This is a genomic window from Synechococcus sp. MVIR-18-1, from assembly GCF_014279835.1.
Lineage (GTDB): Bacteria > Cyanobacteriota > Cyanobacteriia > PCC-6307 > Cyanobiaceae > Synechococcus_C.
The window spans coordinates 997268-1019354 of record NZ_CP047942.1; the positions used below are offsets into that span (position 1 = coordinate 997268).

The window sequence follows — 22087 nt, forward strand, 5'->3', positions numbered from 1 at the left end:
GCAACACAAGCAGTGCACCCTTAGTTCATCTCACAAAACCCCATGCTGCGTCGTCTTTCCCTAGGGCTTTTGGCTTCTGCCATCTCTATTGCTGCTCTTCCTGCCATTGCTCAAGAGGACGGAAGTGCTGATGACCTCGGGGTGATGAGCATCAGCCTTAAGGATGTCGTCAAGCCAACCCTTGGTTTTCAAGGGGCACTGCAAGGAGCAGGCACGCCGAATCAAGCAGGTATTGGTGGGTTCTTGCCTCTCTCTGTTGGCGACAACAGCGTCTGGTTTCTTGATGTCCTCGCTAACGCCAACTTTGCTGACCGAGCTGGCGAGAGCAGCATCATCAACACCGATGTTGCAGGAACAACAATCAGCACCTCATCAAGACTTGGTTATCGCTGGCTTAATAGCGACCGCAGCTGGATGTTCGGGCTGAATGGCGGTTATGACAGCCGCCCGATGAATTCAGGGTCGACAGATACAGGGATTGACGTCAGCGGCAAAGAAAAGTCAGTCTTTTTTCAGCAAGTTGCTGTAAATGCAGAGGCAGTTAGTAATAGCTTTAATTTTAATGCCTATGCCCTAGTCCCTGTTGGTGATACTCAACAACGATTGAATCCCTATTACGAATCAGGGGCACTTGATAAGTATGGAATCGATGTTGGCTACTTCATTACTCCTGACCTCAATGCATCAGTTGGATATTATTATCAGGCAGGCGATGCACCCTGCGACCAAGCTGGAGGCAAGAATCCTGATGGGTCTGGCATCCTTGGGAAATTAGGCTATGAAATTACAGACGGATTAACCTTAGGCGGGTCGATTTCCTACGACAATGCATACCAAACCCGTGTTTTAGGTACAATAAGTTATCGCTTTTTTACAGAAAATCAAAGCAAAGCTGAGAAGGAAAAGTCCTCTAATATCCCAGTCATCAAATCTTTAACGCAAACACCATCAAATCGGAATATTTTTGTTCACGATTCTGGCTCCGGGTGCACACCTTCCGCAGATTCGCCATATCCTAACGGGTGCTTCCGTAGTCCGAACGGGATTGACGCTTGTAGGTGTAGACTTTATAGTGAATGCTGTACAAAGCAATGCACACCGTACGATAACGATCCAAATAAGCCCGGCGTGTGTACTGGTTAGTGATCAACTGATTTTACCATTAGTGTTTATATCTGTAGGATAGATTCAGTCTCAGCATGCCAATGCATACTCCACCCATAAGGACATATAGACCTGGTCAGTTGCGCCCCCAAATCTAATCCTAAAGCCCCTGCATTGACAGGAGTTTTTTATTGCTTCAATTACCCCAAAAGCCTACAAATCAGTTTGCAATATCTGGCACTATTGAGCAGAAATTAGATAAAACGAGATCGCTAAAATAAGTGTGTCAGCTAGGGACATTGCACCCAGCAGCCCGCCACGAGCGGGGTTTTTTATTGTCTAAATACTTATCGCAAAGCTGTAACTGCCTACTGCAGCGGGCAGCAGCGATCAAAGCGAAGCATTGTGCGCCCAATAGATCCTTCTCAATGCAGCATTCCTTGCGCCTGTCCTTATCGCTGAGCGGTGTTGCAGCACTGGCACTCTCCAATGGGGCTGTGTTGTCTGCTGCTGCTCAAGACGTTGGCAGCGCAGATGATCTCGGGGTGATGGAGATCAACCTCAAGGATGCAGTCAAGTTCAACTGGGGATTTCAAGGGGCACTACAAGGAGCAGGAACACCAAACCAAGCAGGCATCGGCGGGTTCCTTCCAATCGCTGTTGGCGAGAACAGTGTGTTCTTTGCTGATGTACTGCTCAACGCCAACTTTGCTGATTACGGCGGCAAGAGCAGCATCGTTAATACAGAGGTTGCTGGAACAACGATCAGCACCTCATCAAGGCTTGGGTATCGCTGGCTGAATAGCGACCGCAGCTGGATGTATGGCGTTAACGGCGGCTATGACAGCCGCCCGATGAATACAGGCAATGCTGAAACAGGTGTCACGCTCTACGACAAGGAAAGTGCTTTTTTCCAGCAGATTGCAGCAGGTTTAGAAGCAGTATCAGATAGCTGGAACTTCAATGCTTATGCCTTAGTTCCTGTTGGTGATACAGAGCAGCGCCTCAATGCGCGTTATTTCGGTGGGGCGCTTGATACCTATGGCCTTGATGTTGGTTATTTCATCACCCCAGATCTCAATGCCTCTGTTGGTTACTACTACCAAAGCGGTGATCTAGGAACAGCAGATGGTTCTGGCGTGCAGGTAGAGCTGGATTATCAGATCGCTGATGGTTTAACTGCTGGCATCAATGTTTCCTATGACGAAGCGTTTGAAACCAGAGTGTCAGGCAACATTGAGTATCGCTTTGGTAGCAATAGTTCAGCTGCAGAAACGAAGAAAAAAGCATGGCAAAAACCAACAATTCAATCCTTATCTGAAAGCGTTAAAAACAGGAATGTTCGCGTTCATGATGCAACAGATCCAGATGGGACGTGCAAAATATATATCACGCAGGATTATAATTTTGGAGCGATTTATAAGGGGAGCCAAAGCCAAGAAATATCAATTACGTTCTACAGAACCAAAGCCATCCCAGTCCGGCCAGGGGCGTCCGGCATTGTAGCCCACTGCAACCCAGGCAACCCAAAAGTTGGCGGCTGGGAACCCCCTAAATAGTACTGACCCATCTAGGATTTAGCATCTCATCAAAACTCTCATAAAAGCGGCTAATTGATGGTTCAATACCTGGCACGATTGAGCTGAAATTAGATAAAACGAGATCGCTAAAATAAGGGTGTCAGCTAGGGACATTGCAGCCCGCCACGAGCGGGTTTTTTATTGCCTGTTGAATAGCAGCAGAGCTGAAACTGCCTACTGCAGCTCTCATCTGCCATCAAAGCAAGGCATTCTGCGCTCAATAGATCCTTATCAATGCAGAGTTCCTTGCGGCTGTCGTTATCGCTGAGCGGTGTTGCTGCACTGGTACTAGCTGGCACTCCTTTGCTTCCTGCTGTTGCAGAAGAGAGTGCTGCTTTATTGCGGCAGCAGGAATACGACAAGCTTCTTGAGGAGAATGAACTACTCAAGCAACGCAATGAACAGCTAGAGGCTCAGATCAGCGGCTCTTCTCAAGGCAAAGACGATGCCTTTGATCTGCAGGAGATCAACCTCAAGGATGCAGTCAAGTTCAACTGGGGTTTTCAAGGCGCACTACAAGGAGCAGGCACACCAAACCAGACAGGTATCGGTGGGTTCCTTCCAATCGCTGTTGGCGAGAGCAGTGTGTTCTTTGCTGATGTGCTGCTCAACGCCAACTTTGCTGATTACGGCGGCAAGAGCAGCATCGTTAATACAGAGGTTGCTGGAACAACGATCAGCACCTCATCAAGGCTTGGGTATCGCTGGCTGAATAGCGACCGCAGCTGGATGTATGGGCTGAACGGTGGTTATGACAGCAGGCCGATGAATACAGGTGGAACTGATACGGGGATCATTGTCAGCGGCACAGAGAAGAGTGCTTTCTTTCAGCAGATCGCAGCAGGTTTAGAAGCAGTATCAGATACCTGGAACTTCAATGCTTATGCCTTGATTCCTGTTGGTGATACAGAGCAGCGCCTCAATGCGCGTTATTTCGGTGGGGCGCTTGATACGTATGGCCTGGATGTTGGTTACTTCGTCACCCCTGAACTCAATGCCTCTGTTGGTTACTACTACCAAAGCGGTGATCTAGGAGAAGCAGATGGTTCAGGAGTTCAGGTCGAGCTGGACTATCAGATCGCTGATGGTTTAACTGCTGGTATCAATGTTTCCTATGACGAAGCTTTTGAAACCAGAGTGTCAGGCAACATTGAGTATCGCTTTGGTAGCAATAGTTCAGCTGCAGAAACCAAGAAAAAAGCATGGCAAAAACCAACCATTCAAGCCTTATCTGAAGCCGTTAAGCACAGGAATATCCGCGTTCATGATGCAGCAGATCCAGAAGCTAAGTGCAAGTTGTTTAATCCGTTCGACGGCAGGTTTATCAGTTCCTTGTCAGGGAGCCTTTCCGTACAGTACCTTTACCGTTCAACGGCGTTCGGAACAAGCAGCCATCCTGTCAAATATATCAATCATTGTAATAAAAATGGCGGCTGGGAACGCGTTAAATAGTACTGACCCATCTAGGATTTAATATCCAATCAAAACTCTCATAAAAGCAGCTAATTGATGGTTCAATACCTGGCACGATTGAGCTGAAATTAGATAAAACGAGATCGCTAAAATAAGGGTGTCAGCTAGGGACATTGCAGCCCGCCACGAGCGGGGTTTTTTATTGCCTACTGAATAACAGCAAAGCCACATACTGCCTACTGCAGCGGGCAGCAACAGTACAAGCGAAGCATTGTGTATTGAATTACACCATTACTCCCATGCTGCGTCGTCTCTCCCTGGGGCTGTTGGCTTCTGCCATCTCTGTTGCTGCTCTGCCTGCCATTGCCCAAGAGGACGGCAGTGCTGATGACCTTGGTGTGATGAGCATCAGCCTTAAGGATGTGGTCAAGCCCACCTTTGGTTTTCAAGGTGCTTTGCAGGGTGCAGGAACACCTAACCAGGCAGGCATTGGTGGGTTCTTACCTCTCTCTGTTGGCGAGAACAGCGTTTGGTTCCTGGATGTCCTGGCTAATGCCAACTTTGCTGATTACGAGAACAACAGCAGCATCATGAATACGCAAGTTGCTGGCACCACGATCAGCACCTCATCACGGCTTGGATACCGCTGGCTGAATAGTGATCGCAACTGGATGTATGGGCTGAATGCTGGTTATGACAGCCGCCCAATGAATACAGGTGCAACTGATTATGGAATTCCTTTATTTGGGACTGAGCGGAATGTTTTCTTCCAGCAGGTAGCCGTTAATGCAGAGGCTGTTTCAAATGATTGGAATTTCAATGCTTATGCATTAATTCCTGTCGGTGATACCGAGCAGATTCTGAATTGGGCTTTTGATGGGGGCGCACTCGATACTTATGGAATCGATGTTGGCTATTTCATAACGCCTGCACTTAATGCCTCTGTTGGTTACTACTACCAGCAAGGCGATCTCGGTTCTGCAGATGGCTCTGGCGTTCTCGGACGAGTTGCGTATGAAGTCAGCAGTGGATTAATAGCAGGAGTGAATTTCTCCTACGATGAAGCATTTGAGACAAGAGTTTCAGCTGATCTGAAGGTTCGCTTTGGTGGTGCAAGTACAACAGCACATCGCAAAGTTGTTCAACAACAACCTGTGATCAGTGCATTAACTATGTCGCCTGAAAACAGAGATGTACGAGTCCATGATAGCCTTTGGGGTGACATTAAAGGCGGCTTTGATGATGTCGCCGATGTCGCTGATGATGTCGCCTCGGGCGTAGAGGATGCCGCTGACTACACGGCTAGTGAGCTTCGAGCCATAGCACGAGCAGCAATTAAAGAAGCCAGAATAGCTGCAAAAAACAGGGAACTCTTAGAAGACCTCGAAGGCGACGCAACAGAATTTGCCGAAGCCGCGGGTGAAGCATGTGTTGAGGGACTTTGCGAAGCTGCAGCTATATGAAGCGTTCGAACCTTTAGATAAAACGATATAGCTGAAATAAGGTGTCATTTTTGGACATTGAACCCCGCCACGAGCGGGTTTTTTTATTGCAGCGGGGAATGCTTTAAGCAGTTGCCCTCAACCAATGACCCTCGACACTCAGATGACGCTGGCTCTGCTTCAGGAGCTGTTGATAGCAGTTGGCAAGTGTGCCAGTTGTGTCCAGCTCTTTTCGGGATCACTATCAATCGCGCATTGCCACTAGCTTTTCAATGATTGATCAACTGCCTTGACCACAGTGACGCTGGACAGGCACAGCTAAGTCTCCTTCCTTATCGCTTCTGTTCAACACCAAAACCAGTTAATTCCGCTAACAACCTGATGGCACCAATTGCGTTGTTCTCCCTGCCCGATGCAACGCTATCCCGCGCGATCTGTTCAAGCATCTGAATCTTGCTAGCGAGCATGTCAGTGCGGTCGAGATCAACGAGATCGTCCTTCACTACATCCCTAGCTTCACGGATATAGAGATTGGCTGAATCTTCACTGAGCCCCCATCGCTGCTGAACATGGCGCTTTAGCTCACGTTGCGAATAACCCTTGACGATCAGGTCAGCCAGTTCTTCTATGCGAGCTTTCTTTTCGACTTTGGTACATTTTTTTCCCATGAGATCAGGCTAAATAGGTCAAAAGGAAGAGATGAAGGTGAACTGGTGACGAGCGATCAGATTTCTTCGTCATCGTCGAACTCGTAGACGGGTGGACCTTCGGCAATTAATGCCTTGGCTTGTGCGCCGGAGATGGTGCGCTTGGTGACGTGTTGAAACTTGTTGGCGATCTGAACAGGCAACAAACCAGGGCTGTCTTTGACGATTTTCCAGAAGGCATCGGTGTGACCGTTCAAGGAGGGGGGAGAGAGAGACACCCCGGAAAGGTCTGGGGTGTTTTGTTGGAAGTCATTGCCTTCAGCTGTTGAAGGTTGGATGCACATTGGAAGTGTTGTTAGAAGTTCAGGAAGTAGTGGTGAACTACCTTCTTCACCTACTTCCAACATTTCTTCCTCTTTTATTAGGGGGTGTCTCTCTCTTGTTTGAACCCCTTTCTCTTTTTGTGGCTTTTGTTGGAAGCTATTTCTGAACTCATGCGGCATGAAGTACAGACCAGCAACCCCTTGGCGTGGCTTTTGAACTAACCATCGACGGCAAGCAGTGTCACGACCGACAGAGCTTCTGAGGGTGTTTCCTTCATCAGAAGAAAGCCCCATCAACTGTTCTGCATCACGAAGCCCGATGGGCTTCTCTTGCAGCTTCAAAAGGTTTTGAAACTTGGTCCGCCAGCTTTGGTCTGGAGCCATGTGACTCAGATCGGAATCAAGAGTCCAAGCCCAACCGTTTGGCAAGCCATCGATTAACTCAGTTCGCTGTAAGCGCAGCTGCCACAAGATGCTTGTCTCGCGCTTCTTGTCGGTCTGCAATGTCCGCAGCTCTTCATCACCTTCAACGGCTTTGAGATTGAACAGACCCCACACACCAGCAGGGGTGTCTTTCGTCCCGCTGGCTTTACCTGCACCGTTGTTGTGGTGAATGATGATTCCAGACTTGCCGCAATCGTTGATGAACTTGGCAATTTTGCGAATCACCAGCTTTCCAAAGTCAGCATGGTTCTCGTCAACGCTCAGGCTGCGAGCAACAGCACGAGCAGAGTCAACAATCACCAAGTCGACGTTGTTGCGAATCAGAAGCTTCAGTTGTTCAACATGACGTCCTTTTGCGAGGTCAAACGTCTTGCTAAAGAACCAATCCTTACCGACTTCCAAGCCATCACAGAACTCACTCTTAGCCAGTCCAATTGCTTTGACGCGTCTACCAAAGGTGCCGCCTTCTTCAAGTTGCAGGATTAAGGGAACACCTCTCTTGACGGGGAAGCCAAGGAAGTCGGTTCCCATTGCGACGGCTGCCGCGATGGAATAAGCGAACAATGATTTCCCTGTTCCTGGGTCAGCGCTGATAACGATGGTTTCTTCCTTCGGCAGCAGGAACGGAATCACCCAACTGCCATCGATGTCGTCATCACCTTCAAGGTCTTCGGCTGAACCAAGGAAACCGTTTTCAGTAGTTCCAGCTCTGTAATCGTCGATGTCAGCCAATAGCTGACTCATTTTGACTCGCAGTTTGGTTGCAAGAACGGAACAGGTGGCGTCAACAGTCTCAACATCGTTTATTTCAGCGAGTGCTTTTATCAGACGTTTCCGTTCTGCTGGTGTGTAGCTGCGCTTCAAATCACCTTCATGCGTAAGTAAAGATGCAGGCAAGGGCCATCCTTCAACCTCAGCAGCGGCTAAGAGGTCCTCTAAAGCCTGTGCGCCATGACGAACAAGGAAATCATCGGCTCCATTCTTTCTGCCATCAGGTTCGCTTGGAAGCTGGCAACGATAAGGACGAGCGCCACGATTACGGGTCCATTTACCAATGTCGCCTGCTGCTTCATCAACGCTGATGTTGTCTTCAATATCAGAATCAAACAGGATGATGACCTTGCGACCACGCATCGGAATTGCCTTTAGTTCAGGCAGCAAACGGGTGTCATTTTCTGATTCCCATTTACCGGTTTCGTCGCGACGGTCTCTGGTATTCCAAGTTCCAGTTAGCCCGACAAAACAGAACCCAGTTGGGATGTGCTCGTAACAGCTATCAACCTTGACTGGACCTTCGATAAACACCAACGGGACGCTGATGTTGTCGAGGTAGCCATCAGGCATCAACGGGCTGAAATAAGGTCGCGAACCACTTCCTTTTGGCGCTTTGAATTTGGGCTTACCTGTAGGGAACAAACGTCTGACGATGTAATCATCGCCGTTGCTGTCTATGTATGGCTTGCCCTCAGGGTCGAGGTAGCGAATACCAAGATGGCAGCCATCACTGAAATAATTGTTTTCAGGCAGCTCTGTTTTGACTCCTCTTTTTCTCAGGTATTCGACGTGATCTTTTCGGAGCTTTGGCATCACCCTTGTCCCCCATCAACTAGTTGATCAAGGGTTGTCTCCTCGTAGATCTCGATGGCTTGTTGGAGATGCTTTAGTTCTGCGGCTCTACGTTCGTCTTCTTTGCGCACCGCTTCAACAGTCCGTCGACGCTGCATCTCCCGAATTGCAGGGATGCAATAGAGGACAGGTCCACCGATGGATCCTGTTGCATAAACCCAATGCGTTCCAGGATCGAGCCTGCGCTCACGGCGCATATTTCTAAGGGTGCTGGGCTTTAAAGCCAAAAGCTTTGCGGCTTCAGGCTCATGCACCCATTCAGGAATGTAGTTCCCTGCTCTTAATCGGTCCCCAGATTCGCTCGAAATAGGCGCGGATTTCTGGAGAGTCTTCTGGCTTAGATGCGTTGATGACATCTTGAGCCTCCTGCCTTAATTCGGCAGAGGGCCATCCTTCAGTTTCAAGAATTTCTATTTGAAGTGCTCGAAGAAACCCGTTGATCTTGTAATTCAACAGATCCCCTTTTTTGCTTTCGCCTTTCATGTCTTCAAGACGGCAACCGACAGCGGTTTGTCTTCTGACAAACCTACGAGCCGCTACTGGATCAACATCCTTGGGGATGTTCAAACGTGATGCGCGCCGACATGCAATCGGCTTGCTCATGTAGGACTCCAGGGAGCCTTCAATCGGGCGTGGCTCAATCAGCACTTCAAAAGATTTGGTCTGATGGATGACGCGAGAGACGAAAACGGCGGTCCAGGGGCACTGATGCGGCTATTTCTGTCGGGCTCAATGAGCTTGTTATCAGTATGGCGAGGGTGCCCGTAGGTAGGGCGTAACGCTCGGAAAGTCGTGTGCAAAACCAGTCCCTCACTCAATGCTTTGCACACATTTTGCACACACCACCCTGCAGGCAATAAAAAGCCGCCTTGGGTGGGCGGCTCAGATGTCAGTGCAGGACTGACTTGTTTTGCAGTCGGGGTGACAGGATTCGAACCTGCGACATCCTGCTCCCAAAGCAGGCGCGCTACCAAACTGCGCTACACCCCGTAGCCCGCTCACTTTAAAGGAATGGGTTCTCCTTATCTCATCGATGCGTGTCTAAGCTGACAAAAAGCTTTTCCGGGCATGTCCAATTCCTGGACCCCTGGCGCGGTTGATGCGTTAAGGCAGCAACACAATCTTCCTTTTGTCCGAACGGATGCGCAGGGGCAGGTGGTCGAGTTCAACGAACGCTTTCGCATTATTTATGGCTGGGACGATCGTTTAGTAGGGCAAACGATTGGGATGATCTTGCCCGCATCCTTCCGTGAGCTTCATCATGCAGGTTTCTCACGCTTCAAACTCACGGAGACCTCCAAGCTTGTCAATCATCCCCTTGAGCTGGCGACGATTTGTGGTGATGGAGCTGAGATTCGTAGTGAACACTTCATCGTTGCTGAACGCTGTGATGAGGGTGGATGGAGCTTTGCGGCAACGCTGAGGCCCCTGGAAGGCCCCCATGCTTGCTGAAGACAGCTTCTCAGGGTCAGCAGAAGCAGAGTCCAGAGCTCTGATTCAGCAGATGAGTCAGTCGCTTGGGCTCCTAAGAGTTGCATTCGATTCCACGGGTGAAGCGATGTTGATCGTCGACGAATCCTCTGCAGTGCGTTGGGCTAATCAGCAAGCTGCAGATCTTTGGGGAGGAGGAATCACATTGCAGATGGTTGGTAGGCCTCTTTCAGCCTTGCTGCAGTTTCATCACCTGGATCGAAGCCCCTTGGAGGATGAAGAGCCCAGTCACCCCTTACAACAAGCCCTATCTGCTGAAGGTCGTTCGTCCTATCTCATCCAAGCCCTATCTGCTCCTGCTACTGAAAAGATGCAATTGATCACACGATCGGTGAGTTGGCGTCAGATTATGCAAATGGATCAAAGCTTTGTTTTGCTGATTTTTCGTGATCTTGAACCCTTAGAGAAAGCCTTAGCAAGACAACGTCAATTTATCAATAATCTTGCTCATGAGTTACGAACTCCGCTAGCAATTATTACTGGCAATCTACATCGGATGAGGCGTAAAAAACAGTTTTCTGGCAATATTCAGCAATCTTTGTCTGATGCTACGGAGGAAACACAACGCATTGGCGCTCTTGTTGATAATCTTTTGTTGCTTTCTGAGCTTGATACTGATTACCGCCGCTGGACGTTGCAAATCGATAGCTTGATGAATTTTGTCGATCGATGGATTGTCATGCTAAATCCTGAATCAAGAGGCTTGCTGCATATCGTTACGGTGAATGAATCTGATGACTACCGGGTTCAGCTGGATCAAGATGCTTTTCATCTGATCCTCGATAACCTTCTCAATAATAGTCGTCGTTTTTGTCGTTCTCAGCCCTCAATAGAGATCCGCTTGGTTCAAACAGTGTCTCAGATCCTCCTGCAATTCATAGATGATGGTCCTGGTATCAATAATGACGATCATTGCGTTGCAGTCTTTGAGCGATTTAACCGTATTGAGGAGCATCGAAATGCAGACATGACAGATGGAAGTGGGCTAGGCCTTCCTTTGGTGAAGAGTTTGATGGAGGGAATGGGCGGGTCGGTAAGTTGTTCATCTGCCAAAGAACAAATTGGTGTAGGTCGTCAGGGCCTTGTTGTGACATTGTATTTTCCACGCCATAAATCATCGCTTGGGATGAAAAGCTCTATTTAGAGATAACGCTCGAGCAATTCAGGTAGTAGCTCAAATAAGTCTGGTTTTAGAATGTAGTCACGAGCGCCAAGCGCCTTAGCTTCGCTGCGTTTGTCGTCTTCATTAAAAGCAGTGACGACTACAACAGGCACAACATTAAAGTGCTCGTTCAGCCGTTGTAGGCAGGTCATGCCGTCCATTTTCGGCATCATTAAATCGAGTAAAATTAAATCAATCTGTCGTTGATCTAAGAGTTCCAGTAATGCTTCCCCATCTGAACAAACGACAGCTTCAACCCCCTCGTCAATCAATTCATCTCGAATCAATTCACGTAACCGTGGATCATCGTCAACTACGGCGACGCATTTCATAGATTTCCTGATCCAAGGGGCTTTGACCTAAAACCATTAAGAAAGAATGGAGAAAGATGTAGCTTTGAACAAATGGGTCGCCTGAGATTCGAACTCAGGACCAATCGGTTAAAAGCCGAGTGCTCTACCGCTGAGCTAGCGACCCGCCGCATGGGCATGCCAATCAGGCACCTGTGGAGGTTATCACTCAGCGATCCATGAGCAAGATATTTGCCCCCCGCACTGATGACCCCGTTAGGAATGAACAGCTTTTGGCCTCACCCGTCTATTGCTGCGGATGCCTGGATTGCACCAGGAGCCGTGCTGATGGCAGATGTGACTGTGAGTTCTGGGGCCAGCATTTGGCCAACGGCCGTTGCGCGTGGAGATATGGCACCCATCTTTATCGGTGCCCGCAGCAATATTCAGGATGGAGCTGTTTTGCACGGGGATCCAAATTTCCCGGTTCACATTGCTGAAAACGTGACGATTGGACATCGAGCGGTTGTTCATGGCGCCTTGTTGGAGGCTGGTTGTTTGATTGGTATCGGTGCCGTTGTGCTCAATGGCGTCAAAGTTGGGCGTGGAGCGCTCGTTGCTGCAGGGTCTGTCGTCACGAAGGATGTCCCAGCCCAAATGCTTGTGGCTGGTGTGCCCGCCAAGGTGAAACGTGAGCTGAGTCAAGAAGAGATTGAGGATCAATGGCAGCACGCACACCACTACGCCGAGCTAGCGGCGCAGTGGTCTCAATTGCTGCAAAACCAAACGGACTGCCCACTGTTGATCCCGGCTTCTCCCGACTGTCCTTAAACTCAAAAGGCTTTTGTAGATGAACTCATGGACCTTCGGCTCGTGCTCGTGGCTTCTCCGATCCTTTTGGCACTTGCCTGGGCTGGGTTCAATATCGGTCGTGCTGCTGTTGGTCAGCTGCAGTTGATGATCAAACGAAGCCGGGCTTGATCGTGATCGATAGGGTTGAGTTGAGTTCTCGATCCCATCGTCCTTGAGCGAACAGTCTTCGGTTGTTGTGATTGGTGCTGGTCTTGCCGGTACTGAAGCTGCTTGGCAGGTCGCAAAAGCAGGTGTTCCCGTCACGCTCTGGGAAATGCGTCCGATCAAGCGGTCGCCTGCCCATCACAGCTCTGAGTTCGCTGAACTTGTTTGCAGCAATAGCTTTGGAGCTCTCAGCAGTGACCGTGCAGCAGGTTTATTGCAGGAAGAATTAAGACGTCTTGGATCACTTGTGATCCAAACGGCGGATCATCATTCCGTTCCGGCGGGTGGGGCTCTCGCTGTCGATCGTGGCCGTTACAGCGCTGCACTCACGTCTCTCCTAGATGAGCATCCCTTGGTGACGATTCGTCGAGAAGAGCAGCTAACGCTTCCTGATCCTGATCAGATCACCGTGTTGGCCACAGGTCCTCTCACCAGTGAAGCGTTGGCCGATGATTTACGCGCGTTCACCGGCCGAGACGATTGCCATTTTTTCGACGCGGCCAGTCCGATCGTTGAAGGTGAAAGTATCGATATGTCCAGGGCTTTTCGGGCCAGCCGCTACGACAAAGGCGACGCCGATTACATCAATTGCCCGATGGATCGAGACCAGTTTCTGGCATTTCGAACGGCTCTCTTGGAGGCCGAACAGGCCGAACTCAAGGACTTTGACCAAAACAGTGCCACTTTTTTCGAGGGCTGCTTGCCAATTGAAGAGTTGGCCCGTCGTGGGGAGGACACGATGCGTTATGGGCCGCTCAAGCCCATTGGTTTGTGGGATCCGCGCTGGGGAGACGTGACTGATCGTGATGTGCGCCGCGCAAAACGGGCCTATGCCGTTGTGCAATTGCGACAGGAAGACAAGGACGGTCGACTCTGGAATCTCGTGGGTTTCCAGACCAATCTCAAGTGGGGGGAACAGAAACGGGTGCTGCGTTTGATCCCAGGCTTAGAGCAGGCCGATTTCGTTCGTTTTGGGGTGATGCATCGCAACACCTTTTTGGAGGCACCAGAACTATTGGAGCCAACTCTCCAGTTCCGCCGCCGCCTTCATCTGCTTGCCGCCGGCCAAATCACAGGCACTGAGGGCTATGCCGCCGCTGTTGCCGGAGGCTGGTTGGCTGGCACAAATGCAGCACGGTTGGTTCAGGGGCAAGACCCGATTCAGTTGCCTCACACCACGATGATCGGAGCACTCACCCATTTCATCAGTGAGGCACCATCGGGCAAATTCCAACCGATGCCTCCAAATTTCGGCTTGATGCCTGAACTTCCGGAGCGCATTAGAGATAAACGCGCCCGTTACGGCGCTTACCGCGACAGAGCTTTGGCAGATCTTCAGCGAACCATTGAGAAGAGCCAGGTCGCTCATGTCGCTTGCACCGCTTAAGGCACGACAAATTGAACGGCGTTCGCAGCACTCGACTCGCTCTAGAAAACTTGCTGGCCGGATTGTCGTGTTGGCTGCTGGACCTCACCGTGATGCAGGCAGGGCGCACGGCTTTTGTGGTGGTGTATCTCCCCCGAATCAACCGATGGATGGCGCTGCCATCGATTTGATCCGAGAACGGATTGAGGAGCGTTGCCGTGAGCTCTTAGCCATGCCAGTGCGATCAGAGGTGATTTTGACCGCTACCCCTCCCTTCTCCACGACCGGAGCCTCCTAGGGTCTGGTTCGAAGCATGAATCGGCGCTCCGATGCCTGACTGGGACGTAATCGTGATCGGATCCGGGATCGGTGGCCTGGTCACAGCATCACAACTGGCTGCCAAGGGAGCGAAGACCTTGGTCCTCGAGCGTTATCTGATTCCTGGGGGATCTGGAGGCAGCTTTCGGCGGGAGGGATACACCTTCGATGTGGGTGCTTCGATGATTTTTGGATTTGGAGAGAAGGGGCATACCAACCTGCTAACCAGAGCCCTGGCCGACGTTGGTCAGCGCTGCGCGACGGTTCCTGACGCTGTGCAGCTCGAATATCACCTGCCAGATGGTCTCACCATGGCCGTGGACAGGGACTACGACGACTTCATTACGCGAATGAGTGCCCGTTTTCCCCATGAAGCCAAGGGGATTCGCGCGTTTTACGAGACCTGCTGGCAGGTGTTTCGTTGTTTAGATGCGATGCCATTGCTCTCTTTGGAGGATCCGGCCTATCTCGCAAAAGTGTTTTTTAAGGCCCCACTTGCTTGCCTTGGTTTGGCTCGGTGGCTTCCCTTCAATGTTGGTGATGTGGCCAAGAAGCACATCAAGGATGAGAATCTTTTGCGTTTGATCGATATGGAATGTTTCTGCTGGTCGGTGATGCCAGCAGATCGCACACCCATGATCAATGCCGGAATGGTGTTCTCCGATCGGCATGCCGGTGGCATCAACTATCCGAAAGGTGGCGTGGGTGTGATCGCTGAAAAACTCGTGGCTGGCCTGGAGGCCAATGGCGGCGAAATTCGCTACAAACATCGCGTGACCAACGTGTTGATTGAACAGGGTCAGGCCGTTGGGGTTCGCCTTGCTAATGGGGAGGAGCTGCGGGCCAAGCGGATCGTGAGCAATGCCACGCGCTGGGACACCTTCGCTGGGGAAGGTTCAGCACAGTCCACTCTGGTTGGCCCTGAGCACACGCCAGCCGCTGAAACCACTTGGCGCAAGCGCTACCAGCCTTCATCCTCATTCCTGTCTCTCCATCTCGGCGTTGATGCCTCGGTGGTTCCCAAGGGTTTTCATTGCCATCACCTTTTGCTTGAAGACTGGGCTGAGATGGAAGCGGAGCAAGGCGTGGTGTTTGTGTCGATGCCATCTCTTCTGGACCCTTCTTTGGCTCCAGCTGGACGTCACATCTTGCACACCTTTACGCAGAGCGATATGTGCCATTGGAAGGGGCTCTCTCCATCGGCTTATGCCGAGAAGAAACAGCACGATGCTGATCGCTTGATCGATCGTTTAGAAGCTCTCCTTCCTGGCTTGAAGAGCGCCATTGAATTCAAGGAAATTGGGACGCCCCGCACGCATCGGCGCTTCCTTGGTCGTATGGGCGGGAGCTACGGACCGGTTCCAGCGAACCGACTCCCTGGATTGTTGCCGATGCCGTTTAATCGCACCGGTTTGAAAAATCTGTATTGCGTTGGTGATTCTTGTTTCCCCGGCCAAGGGCTCAATGCCGTGGCTTTTAGTGGTTATGCCTGTAGCCACCGAATCGGGGCCGATCTTGGCCTGAACCCTTGGTCTCTCCCAGCTTGAATCGATAGCAGCACCATCGGGATTTCGCGCTAAAGGTGGTTGTCTGTGCTTAGGGTTTGGTCTCTGTAAAAACGCCCATCGTGGAGCCCACTCCTCCCAGCGCCGCTGAATTGGCTCGCTATCTCGAGAGCAGGGAGGAGCTGAGTAAGCCTTGGATGCTGCAGATGTTGCGCTTGGCCAAGCTCAAGGAAACTCGCGGCAGCATGAGCCAAGAGGATTACATGTGCAGCATTAGGCAGGCACACTCCGATCTCATGCGCTTGGGGGAATTCTGGAAAGGTCGAGAGGCGGAGGTTTTTTCTGGGGTGTATCTCTCCAATGATGTGATCGAGCCCCTGCCTGGCTCTTCGGAGGATCGATGAACGAAACCAACCATCGTTTTCAACTCTCCCCGTTGATTCGCGGGACGTTGATCACCGTTTACTTAGCTCTGGTACTGCCGTTACCAGCCCTGGCACCTGAATCTTTGAGGTTGTGGCTGCTTGCCGCTGTTCCCATGGGATTGCTCATTGTGTTGGCGATGCTCAGCGAACAAGTCACCGTGACCAACTCTGGAATCACTGTTGGTCACCCTTCCTGGTGTAGCTGGTTGCTGCGTCGTGGTTGGAGCCTGAACTGGACCGAAATGAAAGCGCTCGTTCCTGTGGGGACGAGTCAAGGAGGGAAAGTGTTTTACATCACAACCCACGATCAGAGCCAACGTCTGCTTCCACAGCGACTTGAACATTTTGATCGCTTTCTCGATCTCATTCAATCCCAGAGCTCATTGCGAACAACGGGCGTTGGCAGATTGACACCCCCATGGACCTATCAACTGCTGGCTTTTTTGGCGGCTTTGATGCTTGTTGGTGAGCTGTCCGTAGCGTTTGCTGTGCAGCAGGGATTAATTATCGTCCCCTCATGATTCGAATGACCTAGAGAACGAAGAGACTCAAGCTAAAACTTATTTTGTATCGTCAAAATTGAATCATTTTAAGAGATTTAAGCTGTTCCAATGATCTAATGTTTTTGACCCAGTTTTAACTAACGGCACTGATAGCAAATCGTGGAGATCATCGCCACATTTAAAAGTACGAGGCTGCCTGCAATAACAAAACTAGTCATGGATTTTGATCAGTGACAGCTATGCCATTGGACTCAGAGATTATGTGTATAGCATTATTTTTTTCTACTCCTAGCCATGGTTATTCCACTCCAGCTGCTGGATCACAAGCAATTAAATCTTTTCTCAAATCTTTTGTCCGTTTCGTTTTAGGTCGAGACAACCTCAAAACAGCTGTTTGAACAAGCAGAGTGCAGAAAGGGGTCTTGCTATTACAAGGGTCCCTTCGCTTTTATAGAGCCCAACCCTGATCTGGATCGCAGTCGCTCAATGCATTCCGATGGGGCAATTTGATTGTTGGATCTACGTAATCGATTGCCCCTGTTACGTTTTGTAAACTGCCATCACATCATCGACCGTCAGTCCCTGATGTTTTCAAGACTGAATCGGTAGCCCTGCTGGCGAACGGTCGTGATACCTCCCCCATCTCCTAGCCCTGCTTGCTCAAGTTTGCGCCGCAGTGTGAGCACTTGGGTGTCAACGGATCTGGGACCTCCACTGAAGGGGGGCCAGGCCATGCGGAGCAATTCCTGACGACTCCGCACCATTCCGGGTGGCATCAACAGGGCGCAGAGCAAGGCGAATTCCCTAGGGCTCAGCTCAACAGGCTTCTCGCGCAGGGTGACCTGTCGCAGCAGGAGATGAACTTCTAAGGGCCCCACGCTGACGCGCTCCTGAAGGCCGCTGTGGCCGCGTTTAAGCAAGGTGCGACAGCGTGCAGCAAGCTCTTCAAGCCCGAAGGGCTTGCGGAGCACATCGTCAGCTCCGTCATCAAGAAGTCCTACGACCGGCTCAGCACCGGTACGAGCGGTTAAAACGATGACAGGTGCGCGCAATTGCTGGGCCAAGCGCAAAGCAGAACTTTGCTCGAGGAGCTCAGCGCAAACCAATAAATCAGGAGATTGGTCTTGGCAAAGCTCCTGAGCTTCAGCAGGGGATGAAACCGCTGCCGTCAGGTGACCGTCTTGACGCAGACGTTGAACCAGAACAGTTCGCAGCGTGGGATGGGGCTCAACCACTAGAACCCTGAACGGTTCTCGAGGCTGACCTGCAGACGGCACAAATTGTGAGGTGGAGACCAAGTCAGGACTGTTGTCCAGAAGGTCCCGGGATGATGAGGTCACACAGCAGGGAAAACCGCGCTTACGCTAGTACTAATCCACAGCTTGCTGGTAGCAGAGGCTGCAGCTCACACTAAAGATGACATCCCTTCAGCATCCGGAAGCCATTCGACACTTCCAATCGCTGTGCGATGCCTGTCAAGAGCTAACCACCAGATATCACAGCCCATCTGAGCTGAGGCTGTATGCCGATGGGTATTTGCATGCGTTGAGGCGCAGTAGTGCACTGGAAACGCGCGAAATGGCTCGCCTTGAGTCGCTTGTTGAGCGGTGGATCATGGACCCATCAAGCTTCATTGGGCCCGATGGGGACGTCAGCACGCTGTACAGCCATCCCCATCGCGATTGGTGAGAATAAATCTCTGGATGAGATCGAATCGCTCAGTTTTAGCTGGCGAGCTCGATCTCGAGCTTTTCCTTTAGCTCGCCGCTGTTGTACATCTCGATCAAGATGTCGGATCCACCCATAAATTCCCCTTTGACATAAATCTGAGGAATCGTGGGCCATTCTGAGAAATCCTTGATGCCCTGACGAATTTCCATGTCAGACAACACATCAAAGGTCTCAAAACTCATGCCGAGGGCATTGAGAATTTGCACGACATTGTTTGAAAAGCCGCACTGAGGCATTAATTTTGTGCCCTTCATGAACACAAAAATTGGACTGGACTGGATCAGCGTTTGAATGCGCTCTTTCGTTTGGGAATCCATGGATCAAAAATGGCTTAAGAAGATGAGGGCGTAGCGAGCCAATGTTTAGCCAGGCGTGGAAGTGGTGAGCGCTAAGGCATGAATCGCCTCACTCGCAAGATCTTCACGCAAAGCGCCATAGACCAATTGGTGCTGTTTGATTCGGGTGAGACCCTCGAATTGTGCAGACACCACAGTCACCTGAAGATGATCTCCACCTCCTGTGAGGTCTTCCACTGACACTTGAGCATCTGGAAGAGCTCGGCGAATCGCCGAACTCACAGCCTCTGACTGAACCATGCAACGCGGGATTGAACTGAGCTGATGCTGGCAGATCAACGTCGTGAATGACTCCTGTGGATCACTTCTTATTTGGCTGATTTCGCCCCAGCGAAAGGAGTTTCTACAAATCCCAGCTCAATCAAGCTTTGATAGGCCTTCTGACCTTCGCTGCTGGCCGGAGTCATCAGACGGACGACCTCAACAAGAACTGGAACTGCAACTTCTGGCTGATTTTGCCGTCTGAACAAAGCGGCCAAACGCAAATTGGCTTGAGCCAAAAGGGAGAGCGCTTCTCGACCTTTGGAATCCATCTCCCTTGGAATACGTGCATCTAGACCTCTGAAAGCACCGCTGAGATCTCTGTAGAAAGCCAGAAGCTGCTTTGCAGCAGTCCGGGCACTGTCGTAATCGGTCTTGGCTTGATCGAGATTTCCTGATGCCACTGCGGCATCGCCGCGATTGAGAAGGCTGCGGACAGCAGCAACATTGAAACCAGCACCGCTTGAAGCCAGTACTTTGCTCACAGAGGAGTTGGTTCCATCTGAAGACTGAGCCAACACCTGCACGGGAGCAGCAGCCAAACCGGCCAAAAGGGCTAAGGCGGTGATGGTGAGACGGGAACGCATGAACTGAGCAGGACAGTGGGCGGACTTTAGTGGCTTCTTAGCGGTCGGCCTACCGCTTCTCGGGCCGCTTGTTCAGCCGTATGCATTCGATCTGCTAATTGCTGACTCATATGAGCTGCAGCTTCCCTCCCTGTTCCATCGGCTAAGAGGGGGGCTTCGAAGCAGATTGCAGCACTACTAGAAGCTGGGGGACTGGCCTCGCTGTAGGCGATCCCTACGGGAACAACGCTGACAGGAATTCCATTGGACTTGGACAGCTGGGCAAGACGAACCAGTCCCTGCCTTAAGCGGATTGGTTCATCGGTGCGGTTGATTCGCCCCTCGGGAAAGACCACAACCTGCTGACCAGCCGCTAAAAGATCGATGGCATAACGAAGCGACGTCAGGGTCGGACGTCCTTGGTCTACGGGAAAGCAGCCGAGTCGATAGAGAAACCAGCCCTGAAGTCCTTCCATTTCGCTCCGCGTCACCATGAAGCGGCAATCACGGCCAGTAATGCGTCGCCCCGTTGCCATCGGCAAAATCAGGGCATCCCACCGGGCTCGATGGGTCGGGGCCAGAAGCACAGGCCCTTCCTTGGGCAGATGATGAGCTCCAATGACATGACGCTCTCGGAAATACCAAGGCAATGCAAGGTCTTGCGTAAACAACATCGCAAGCGATGACCAGAATGGGTTCATTGCTGAACCCAAGACTTCACCTCTAGTTTTCAGAGCACTGCCCACGGCTAGATAGCGCTGTCCTACAGGGTTGGAATTTAGGTTGCCTCAGTCTCTGTATCGCGGAAGCTTGGGCAGTTAGAGCGGCGTCTCGCTTGCAGACCACCCGCGCATAAAATTAAATCTTTGGACGAGGGTTGTGGCCAGTCTCGGGGTCAACATTGATCACATTGCCAATGTTCGGCAAGCCAGGCGCACGGTCGAACCTGATCCTGTGCCAATGGCTTTGATGGCGGAGTTGGGTGGAGCCGATGGGATCACGATTCACCTCAGGGAAGATCGCCGTCATATCCAAGATCGCGACTTAACCCTCTTACGCCAAACGGTTCGGACTCGTTTGAATTTGGAAATGGCTGCAACCAAGGAGATGGTGGAGATTGCGCTGCGAGAGCAACCAGACATGGTCACCCTGGTGCCAGAACGGAGAGAGGAAGTCACAACGGAGGGTGGCTTAGACGTCCGTAGTCAGTGCACGAGCTTGTCTTCTGTGATCGATACCCTCCAGAGCAACGACATTCCTGTGAGCTTGTTCGTGGATCCAGATCGAAACCAGCTGGAGGCGTGTCAGCAAAGCGGCGCTCGTTGGGTTGAACTCCATACCGGACGTTTTGCGCAGGCCAGCTGGAGGGAGCAACCCATGACCTTGGCACGTCTCATCGAGGCCACGGAACAAGCGCGTTCGATGGGATTGCGGGTCAACGCAGGCCACGGCTTGACCTATCAAAATGTGGAGCCCATTGCTGCAATTCCAGGAATGGAAGAGCTCAATATTGGGCACACCATCGTGGCCCGGGCTCTGTCTGTGGGTTTGCAAGAAGCGGTGAGAGAGATGAAGAGCTTGGTTCAGAATCCCAGACGTGACCCCTTGTTCGGAAGCAGTAGCTCATGACCACACATCATTTTGTTGCAGCCAGTACTCGCTTCTTGACAGAAGAAGAACCCCTTGAAGAAGTGCTTAAAGAAAGACGCAGGCATTACGGCGAACAAGGCAAGGAGATTGACTTTTGGCTTGTGCGCAATCCAAGTTTTCTGGATGCACCTGAATTGTCTGAGATCAAAGCGAAGGTGCCACAACCTTCAGCCGCAGTCGTTTCTACAGACTCCACCTTCATTACATTCATGAAGTTGCGTTTGGAATATGTTGTGGAGGGGCAATTCGATGCTCCAACTGATTCCATTCCAAACCCTCTTGCGGAAACACATTAAAGGATTCGGTTAAGTCTGCTTCCAAAGGACGATGACTAACCAGATTGCTAATGAAAGTGATGTTCGTTTCGGATATATATGAGACGTAATCTGTATAGAAATAGGGATACGTGAGGTAGGTCAACTGATTCTAAATAGAACGCTTGAAGCGCATTCATTGATGTCTGCTTTCAGGCATTTTTGAAAAGTTGATTGTTTTTCTTTGAGCTTGATCGGCTAGATTATTCTTATTGATTGTCTGGCTAGGGATTGTATTGGCAGTTAGATGGTTAGGGGGGATTTTGTATTGGATATCGCTGTTTTCGTTAAAAAACTCGAAAATGCGTAAAACCCCGCACGATTGGGATCAATTTTAGTTGTTGCGCTAATGAAACAATGTTTTAATTCTAATGGTAAGGCTATTTCTTAAAATCTTGACATCGGCAATGGTGATTCGACTTCCTTTGCTTGCAGCCATCTCTGCTTTTGTTTTAGCAGTTGGCCTGGCAGCGGCATCCAATGCTCACCAGGAACTCTTGAAGCGTCAGCTCTGTTGTGAAGGCTGTCCAGTTGATTTCAAGGTTTGTGAGTT

27 protein-coding genes and 2 tRNA genes are annotated in these 22087 nt (G+C 50.8%); 16 read left to right on the forward strand and 13 right to left on the reverse strand.

The window, feature by feature from the left end:
* The first annotated feature begins 42 nt into the window (after positions 1-42).
* The 4 genes from SynMVIR181_RS05265 to SynMVIR181_RS05280 all read left to right on the forward strand — a co-directional run bounded on the left by SynMVIR181_RS05265 (position 43) and on the right by SynMVIR181_RS05280 (position 5560).
* Entirely contained in the window at positions 43-1143 is a 1101-nt protein-coding gene (locus tag SynMVIR181_RS05265; protein ID WP_255444461.1) for a carbamoyl-phosphate synthase, read from the forward strand.
* A 389-nt stretch (positions 1144-1532) separates the two neighbouring features.
* Positions 1533-2663, forward strand: coding sequence for a carbamoyl-phosphate synthase (locus tag SynMVIR181_RS05270; RefSeq protein WP_186590237.1), 1131 nt, complete (start codon positions 1533-1535; stop codon positions 2661-2663).
* A 255-nt stretch (positions 2664-2918) separates the two neighbouring features.
* Positions 2919-4136, forward strand: a complete 1218-nt coding sequence (locus SynMVIR181_RS05275; RefSeq protein ID WP_255444462.1) for a carbamoyl-phosphate synthase — start codon at positions 2919-2921, stop codon at positions 4134-4136.
* Between the two features lie 260 nt (positions 4137-4396).
* Positions 4397-5560 carry a carbamoyl-phosphate synthase gene (locus SynMVIR181_RS05280; protein WP_255444463.1) on the forward strand — a complete coding sequence of 388 codons (1164 nt, stop codon included), beginning with the start codon at positions 4397-4399 and terminating at the stop codon, positions 5558-5560.
* A gap of 311 nt (positions 5561-5871) precedes the next feature.
* Here the strand turns inward: SynMVIR181_RS05280 and SynMVIR181_RS05285 are convergent, their stop codons facing one another.
* The 5 genes from SynMVIR181_RS05285 to SynMVIR181_RS05305 all read right to left on the reverse strand — a co-directional run bounded on the left by SynMVIR181_RS05285 (position 5872) and on the right by SynMVIR181_RS05305 (position 9569).
* On the reverse strand, positions 5872-6207 hold the full coding sequence (locus SynMVIR181_RS05285; protein ID WP_186590238.1) for a hypothetical protein: 336 nt from the start codon (positions 6205-6207) through the stop codon (positions 5872-5874).
* A 56-nt stretch (positions 6208-6263) separates the two neighbouring features.
* A complete protein-coding gene (locus SynMVIR181_RS05290) occupies positions 6264-8540 on the reverse strand; it encodes a DUF3854 domain-containing protein (RefSeq protein WP_186590239.1) in 2277 nt (758 codons plus the stop codon).
* Positions 8540-8833, reverse strand: coding sequence for a hypothetical protein (locus tag SynMVIR181_RS05295; protein WP_255444464.1), 294 nt, complete (start codon positions 8831-8833; stop codon positions 8540-8542). The genes SynMVIR181_RS05290 and SynMVIR181_RS05295 overlap by 1 nt, the downstream gene beginning before the upstream one ends.
* Positions 8834-8837: 4 nt before the next feature.
* Entirely contained in the window at positions 8838-9062 is a 225-nt protein-coding gene (locus SynMVIR181_RS05300; RefSeq protein ID WP_186590714.1) for a hypothetical protein, read from the reverse strand.
* Between the two features lie 433 nt (positions 9063-9495).
* Positions 9496-9569 (reverse strand) — tRNA-Pro (locus SynMVIR181_RS05305).
* Between the two features lie 78 nt (positions 9570-9647).
* On the opposite strand from SynMVIR181_RS05305, the gene SynMVIR181_RS05310 reads away from it, so the two are divergent.
* A complete protein-coding gene (locus tag SynMVIR181_RS05310; RefSeq protein WP_186590240.1) occupies positions 9648-10031 on the forward strand; it encodes a PAS domain-containing protein in 384 nt (127 codons plus the stop codon).
* A complete protein-coding gene (locus SynMVIR181_RS05315; RefSeq protein ID WP_186590241.1) occupies positions 10021-11214 on the forward strand; it encodes a HAMP domain-containing sensor histidine kinase in 1194 nt (397 codons plus the stop codon). The genes SynMVIR181_RS05310 and SynMVIR181_RS05315 overlap by 11 nt, the downstream gene beginning before the upstream one ends.
* Here SynMVIR181_RS05315 and SynMVIR181_RS05320 read toward each other — a convergent pair.
* The gene (locus SynMVIR181_RS05320; RefSeq protein ID WP_186590242.1) at positions 11211-11564 is read right to left on the reverse strand and encodes a response regulator transcription factor; all 354 of its coding nucleotides are present in this window, start codon (positions 11562-11564) and stop codon (positions 11211-11213) included. The two genes, SynMVIR181_RS05315 and SynMVIR181_RS05320, sit on opposite strands and share 4 nt — an antisense overlap.
* A 73-nt stretch (positions 11565-11637) precedes the next feature.
* Positions 11638-11709: transfer RNA gene (locus tag SynMVIR181_RS05325), tRNA-Lys, on the reverse strand.
* Between the two features lie 80 nt (positions 11710-11789).
* Between SynMVIR181_RS05325 and SynMVIR181_RS05330 the strand changes: the two genes are divergently transcribed.
* The 7 genes from SynMVIR181_RS05330 to SynMVIR181_RS05360 all read left to right on the forward strand — a co-directional run bounded on the left by SynMVIR181_RS05330 (position 11790) and on the right by SynMVIR181_RS05360 (position 16674).
* Positions 11790-12353, forward strand: a complete 564-nt coding sequence (locus SynMVIR181_RS05330) for a gamma carbonic anhydrase family protein (RefSeq protein ID WP_186590526.1) — start codon at positions 11790-11792, stop codon at positions 12351-12353.
* A gap of 27 nt (positions 12354-12380) precedes the next feature.
* A complete protein-coding gene (locus SynMVIR181_RS05335; protein ID WP_006852358.1) occupies positions 12381-12503 on the forward strand; it encodes a photosystem II protein Y in 123 nt (40 codons plus the stop codon).
* 43 nt (positions 12504-12546) lie between these two features.
* Positions 12547-13926, forward strand: a complete 1380-nt coding sequence (trmFO, locus tag SynMVIR181_RS05340; protein ID WP_186590243.1) for an FADH(2)-oxidizing methylenetetrahydrofolate--tRNA-(uracil(54)-C(5))-methyltransferase TrmFO — start codon at positions 12547-12549, stop codon at positions 13924-13926.
* Entirely contained in the window at positions 13907-14203 is a 297-nt protein-coding gene (locus SynMVIR181_RS05345) for a hypothetical protein (RefSeq protein ID WP_370593879.1), read from the forward strand. Before trmFO ends, SynMVIR181_RS05345 begins: the two co-directional genes overlap by 20 nt.
* Positions 14204-14234: 31 nt before the next feature.
* On the forward strand, positions 14235-15770 hold the full coding sequence (gene crtH / locus SynMVIR181_RS05350) for a carotenoid isomerase (RefSeq protein WP_186590244.1): 1536 nt from the start codon (positions 14235-14237) through the stop codon (positions 15768-15770).
* An 80-nt stretch (positions 15771-15850) separates the two neighbouring features.
* A complete protein-coding gene (locus SynMVIR181_RS05355) occupies positions 15851-16132 on the forward strand; it encodes a hypothetical protein (RefSeq protein WP_186590245.1) in 282 nt (93 codons plus the stop codon).
* Entirely contained in the window at positions 16129-16674 is a 546-nt protein-coding gene (locus tag SynMVIR181_RS05360; RefSeq protein WP_186590246.1) for a hypothetical protein, read from the forward strand. Before SynMVIR181_RS05355 ends, SynMVIR181_RS05360 begins: the two co-directional genes overlap by 4 nt.
* A gap of 557 nt (positions 16675-17231) precedes the next feature.
* Here SynMVIR181_RS05360 and SynMVIR181_RS05365 read toward each other — a convergent pair.
* Positions 17232-17954 carry a response regulator transcription factor gene (locus tag SynMVIR181_RS05365; RefSeq protein WP_370593888.1) on the reverse strand — a complete coding sequence of 241 codons (723 nt, stop codon included), beginning with the start codon at positions 17952-17954 and terminating at the stop codon, positions 17232-17234.
* 118 nt (positions 17955-18072) lie between these two features.
* On the opposite strand from SynMVIR181_RS05365, the gene SynMVIR181_RS05370 reads away from it, so the two are divergent.
* Positions 18073-18345: a DUF6761 family protein gene (locus tag SynMVIR181_RS05370; protein WP_186525074.1), complete on the forward strand. Its 273-nt coding sequence runs from the start codon at positions 18073-18075 to the stop codon at positions 18343-18345.
* A 35-nt stretch (positions 18346-18380) separates the two neighbouring features.
* Here SynMVIR181_RS05370 and grxD read toward each other — a convergent pair whose 3' ends face one another.
* The 4 genes from grxD to SynMVIR181_RS05390 all read right to left on the reverse strand — a co-directional run bounded on the left by grxD (position 18381) and on the right by SynMVIR181_RS05390 (position 20271).
* A complete protein-coding gene (gene grxD, locus SynMVIR181_RS05375) occupies positions 18381-18704 on the reverse strand; it encodes a Grx4 family monothiol glutaredoxin (protein WP_186525075.1) in 324 nt (107 codons plus the stop codon).
* Positions 18705-18749: 45 nt separating this feature from the next.
* Positions 18750-18983 carry a BolA family protein gene (locus tag SynMVIR181_RS05380; protein ID WP_186525076.1) on the reverse strand — a complete coding sequence of 78 codons (234 nt, stop codon included), beginning with the start codon at positions 18981-18983 and terminating at the stop codon, positions 18750-18752.
* Between the two features lie 68 nt (positions 18984-19051).
* Complete coding sequence (locus SynMVIR181_RS05385; protein ID WP_186525077.1) at positions 19052-19591, reverse strand: hypothetical protein; 540 nt, start codon at positions 19589-19591, stop codon at positions 19052-19054.
* 26 nt (positions 19592-19617) lie between these two features.
* Positions 19618-20271, reverse strand: coding sequence for a 1-acyl-sn-glycerol-3-phosphate acyltransferase (locus SynMVIR181_RS05390; protein WP_255444465.1), 654 nt, complete (start codon positions 20269-20271; stop codon positions 19618-19620).
* Positions 20272-20449: 178 nt separating this feature from the next.
* On the opposite strand from SynMVIR181_RS05390, the gene SynMVIR181_RS05395 reads away from it, so the two are divergent.
* Positions 20450-21199 (forward strand): pyridoxine 5'-phosphate synthase, encoded by a 750-nt coding sequence (locus SynMVIR181_RS05395; protein ID WP_186525078.1) that lies wholly within the window; start codon positions 20450-20452, stop codon positions 21197-21199.
* Positions 21196-21516, forward strand: coding sequence for an MgPME-cyclase complex family protein (locus tag SynMVIR181_RS05400; RefSeq protein WP_186590247.1), 321 nt, complete (start codon positions 21196-21198; stop codon positions 21514-21516). Before SynMVIR181_RS05395 ends, SynMVIR181_RS05400 begins: the two co-directional genes overlap by 4 nt.
* A gap of 364 nt (positions 21517-21880) precedes the next feature.
* Here the strand turns inward: SynMVIR181_RS05400 and SynMVIR181_RS13270 are convergent, their stop codons facing one another.
* A complete protein-coding gene (locus SynMVIR181_RS13270; protein ID WP_255444466.1) occupies positions 21881-22015 on the reverse strand; it encodes a hypothetical protein in 135 nt (44 codons plus the stop codon).
* Positions 22016-22087 lie beyond the last annotated feature (72 nt).

What these genes read in the sequence shown, in the direction of transcription:
- SynMVIR181_RS05265 (WP_255444461.1), top strand. Translation starts at nt 43, where the DNA reads ATGCTGCGTCGTCTTTCCCTAGGGCTTTTGGCTTCTGCCATCTCTATT.
- SynMVIR181_RS05270 (WP_186590237.1), top strand. Translation starts at nt 1,533, where the DNA reads ATGCAGCATTCCTTGCGCCTGTCCTTATCGCTGAGCGGTGTTGCAGCA.
- SynMVIR181_RS05275 (WP_255444462.1), top strand. Translation starts at nt 2,919, where the DNA reads ATGCAGAGTTCCTTGCGGCTGTCGTTATCGCTGAGCGGTGTTGCTGCA.
- SynMVIR181_RS05280 (WP_255444463.1), top strand. Translation starts at nt 4,397, where the DNA reads ATGCTGCGTCGTCTCTCCCTGGGGCTGTTGGCTTCTGCCATCTCTGTT.
- SynMVIR181_RS05285 (WP_186590238.1), bottom strand. Translation starts at nt 6,207, where the DNA reads ATGGGAAAAAAATGTACCAAAGTCGAAAAGAAAGCTCGCATAGAAGAA.
- SynMVIR181_RS05290 (WP_186590239.1), bottom strand. Translation starts at nt 8,540, where the DNA reads ATGCCAAAGCTCCGAAAAGATCACGTCGAATACCTGAGAAAAAGAGGA.
- SynMVIR181_RS05300 (WP_186590714.1), bottom strand. Translation starts at nt 9,062, where the DNA reads ATGAAAGGCGAAAGCAAAAAAGGGGATCTGTTGAATTACAAGATCAAC.
- SynMVIR181_RS05310 (WP_186590240.1), top strand. Translation starts at nt 9,648, where the DNA reads ATGTCCAATTCCTGGACCCCTGGCGCGGTTGATGCGTTAAGGCAGCAA.
- SynMVIR181_RS05315 (WP_186590241.1), top strand. Translation starts at nt 10,021, where the DNA reads ATGCTTGCTGAAGACAGCTTCTCAGGGTCAGCAGAAGCAGAGTCCAGA.
- SynMVIR181_RS05320 (WP_186590242.1), bottom strand. Translation starts at nt 11,564, where the DNA reads ATGAAATGCGTCGCCGTAGTTGACGATGATCCACGGTTACGTGAATTG.
- SynMVIR181_RS05330 (WP_186590526.1), top strand. Translation starts at nt 11,790, where the DNA reads ATGACCCCGTTAGGAATGAACAGCTTTTGGCCTCACCCGTCTATTGCT.
- SynMVIR181_RS05335 (WP_006852358.1), top strand. Translation starts at nt 12,381, where the DNA reads ATGGACCTTCGGCTCGTGCTCGTGGCTTCTCCGATCCTTTTGGCACTT.
- SynMVIR181_RS05345 (WP_370593879.1), top strand. Translation starts at nt 13,907, where the DNA reads ATGTCGCTTGCACCGCTTAAGGCACGACAAATTGAACGGCGTTCGCAG.
- crtH (WP_186590244.1), top strand. Translation starts at nt 14,235, where the DNA reads ATGCCTGACTGGGACGTAATCGTGATCGGATCCGGGATCGGTGGCCTG.
- SynMVIR181_RS05360 (WP_186590246.1), top strand. Translation starts at nt 16,129, where the DNA reads ATGAACGAAACCAACCATCGTTTTCAACTCTCCCCGTTGATTCGCGGG.
- SynMVIR181_RS05370 (WP_186525074.1), top strand. Translation starts at nt 18,073, where the DNA reads ATGACATCCCTTCAGCATCCGGAAGCCATTCGACACTTCCAATCGCTG.
- grxD (WP_186525075.1), bottom strand. Translation starts at nt 18,704, where the DNA reads ATGGATTCCCAAACGAAAGAGCGCATTCAAACGCTGATCCAGTCCAGT.
- SynMVIR181_RS05380 (WP_186525076.1), bottom strand. Translation starts at nt 18,983, where the DNA reads ATGGTTCAGTCAGAGGCTGTGAGTTCGGCGATTCGCCGAGCTCTTCCA.
- SynMVIR181_RS05385 (WP_186525077.1), bottom strand. Translation starts at nt 19,591, where the DNA reads ATGCGTTCCCGTCTCACCATCACCGCCTTAGCCCTTTTGGCCGGTTTG.
- SynMVIR181_RS05390 (WP_255444465.1), bottom strand. Translation starts at nt 20,271, where the DNA reads ATGAACCCATTCTGGTCATCGCTTGCGATGTTGTTTACGCAAGACCTT.
- SynMVIR181_RS05400 (WP_186590247.1), top strand. Translation starts at nt 21,196, where the DNA reads ATGACCACACATCATTTTGTTGCAGCCAGTACTCGCTTCTTGACAGAA.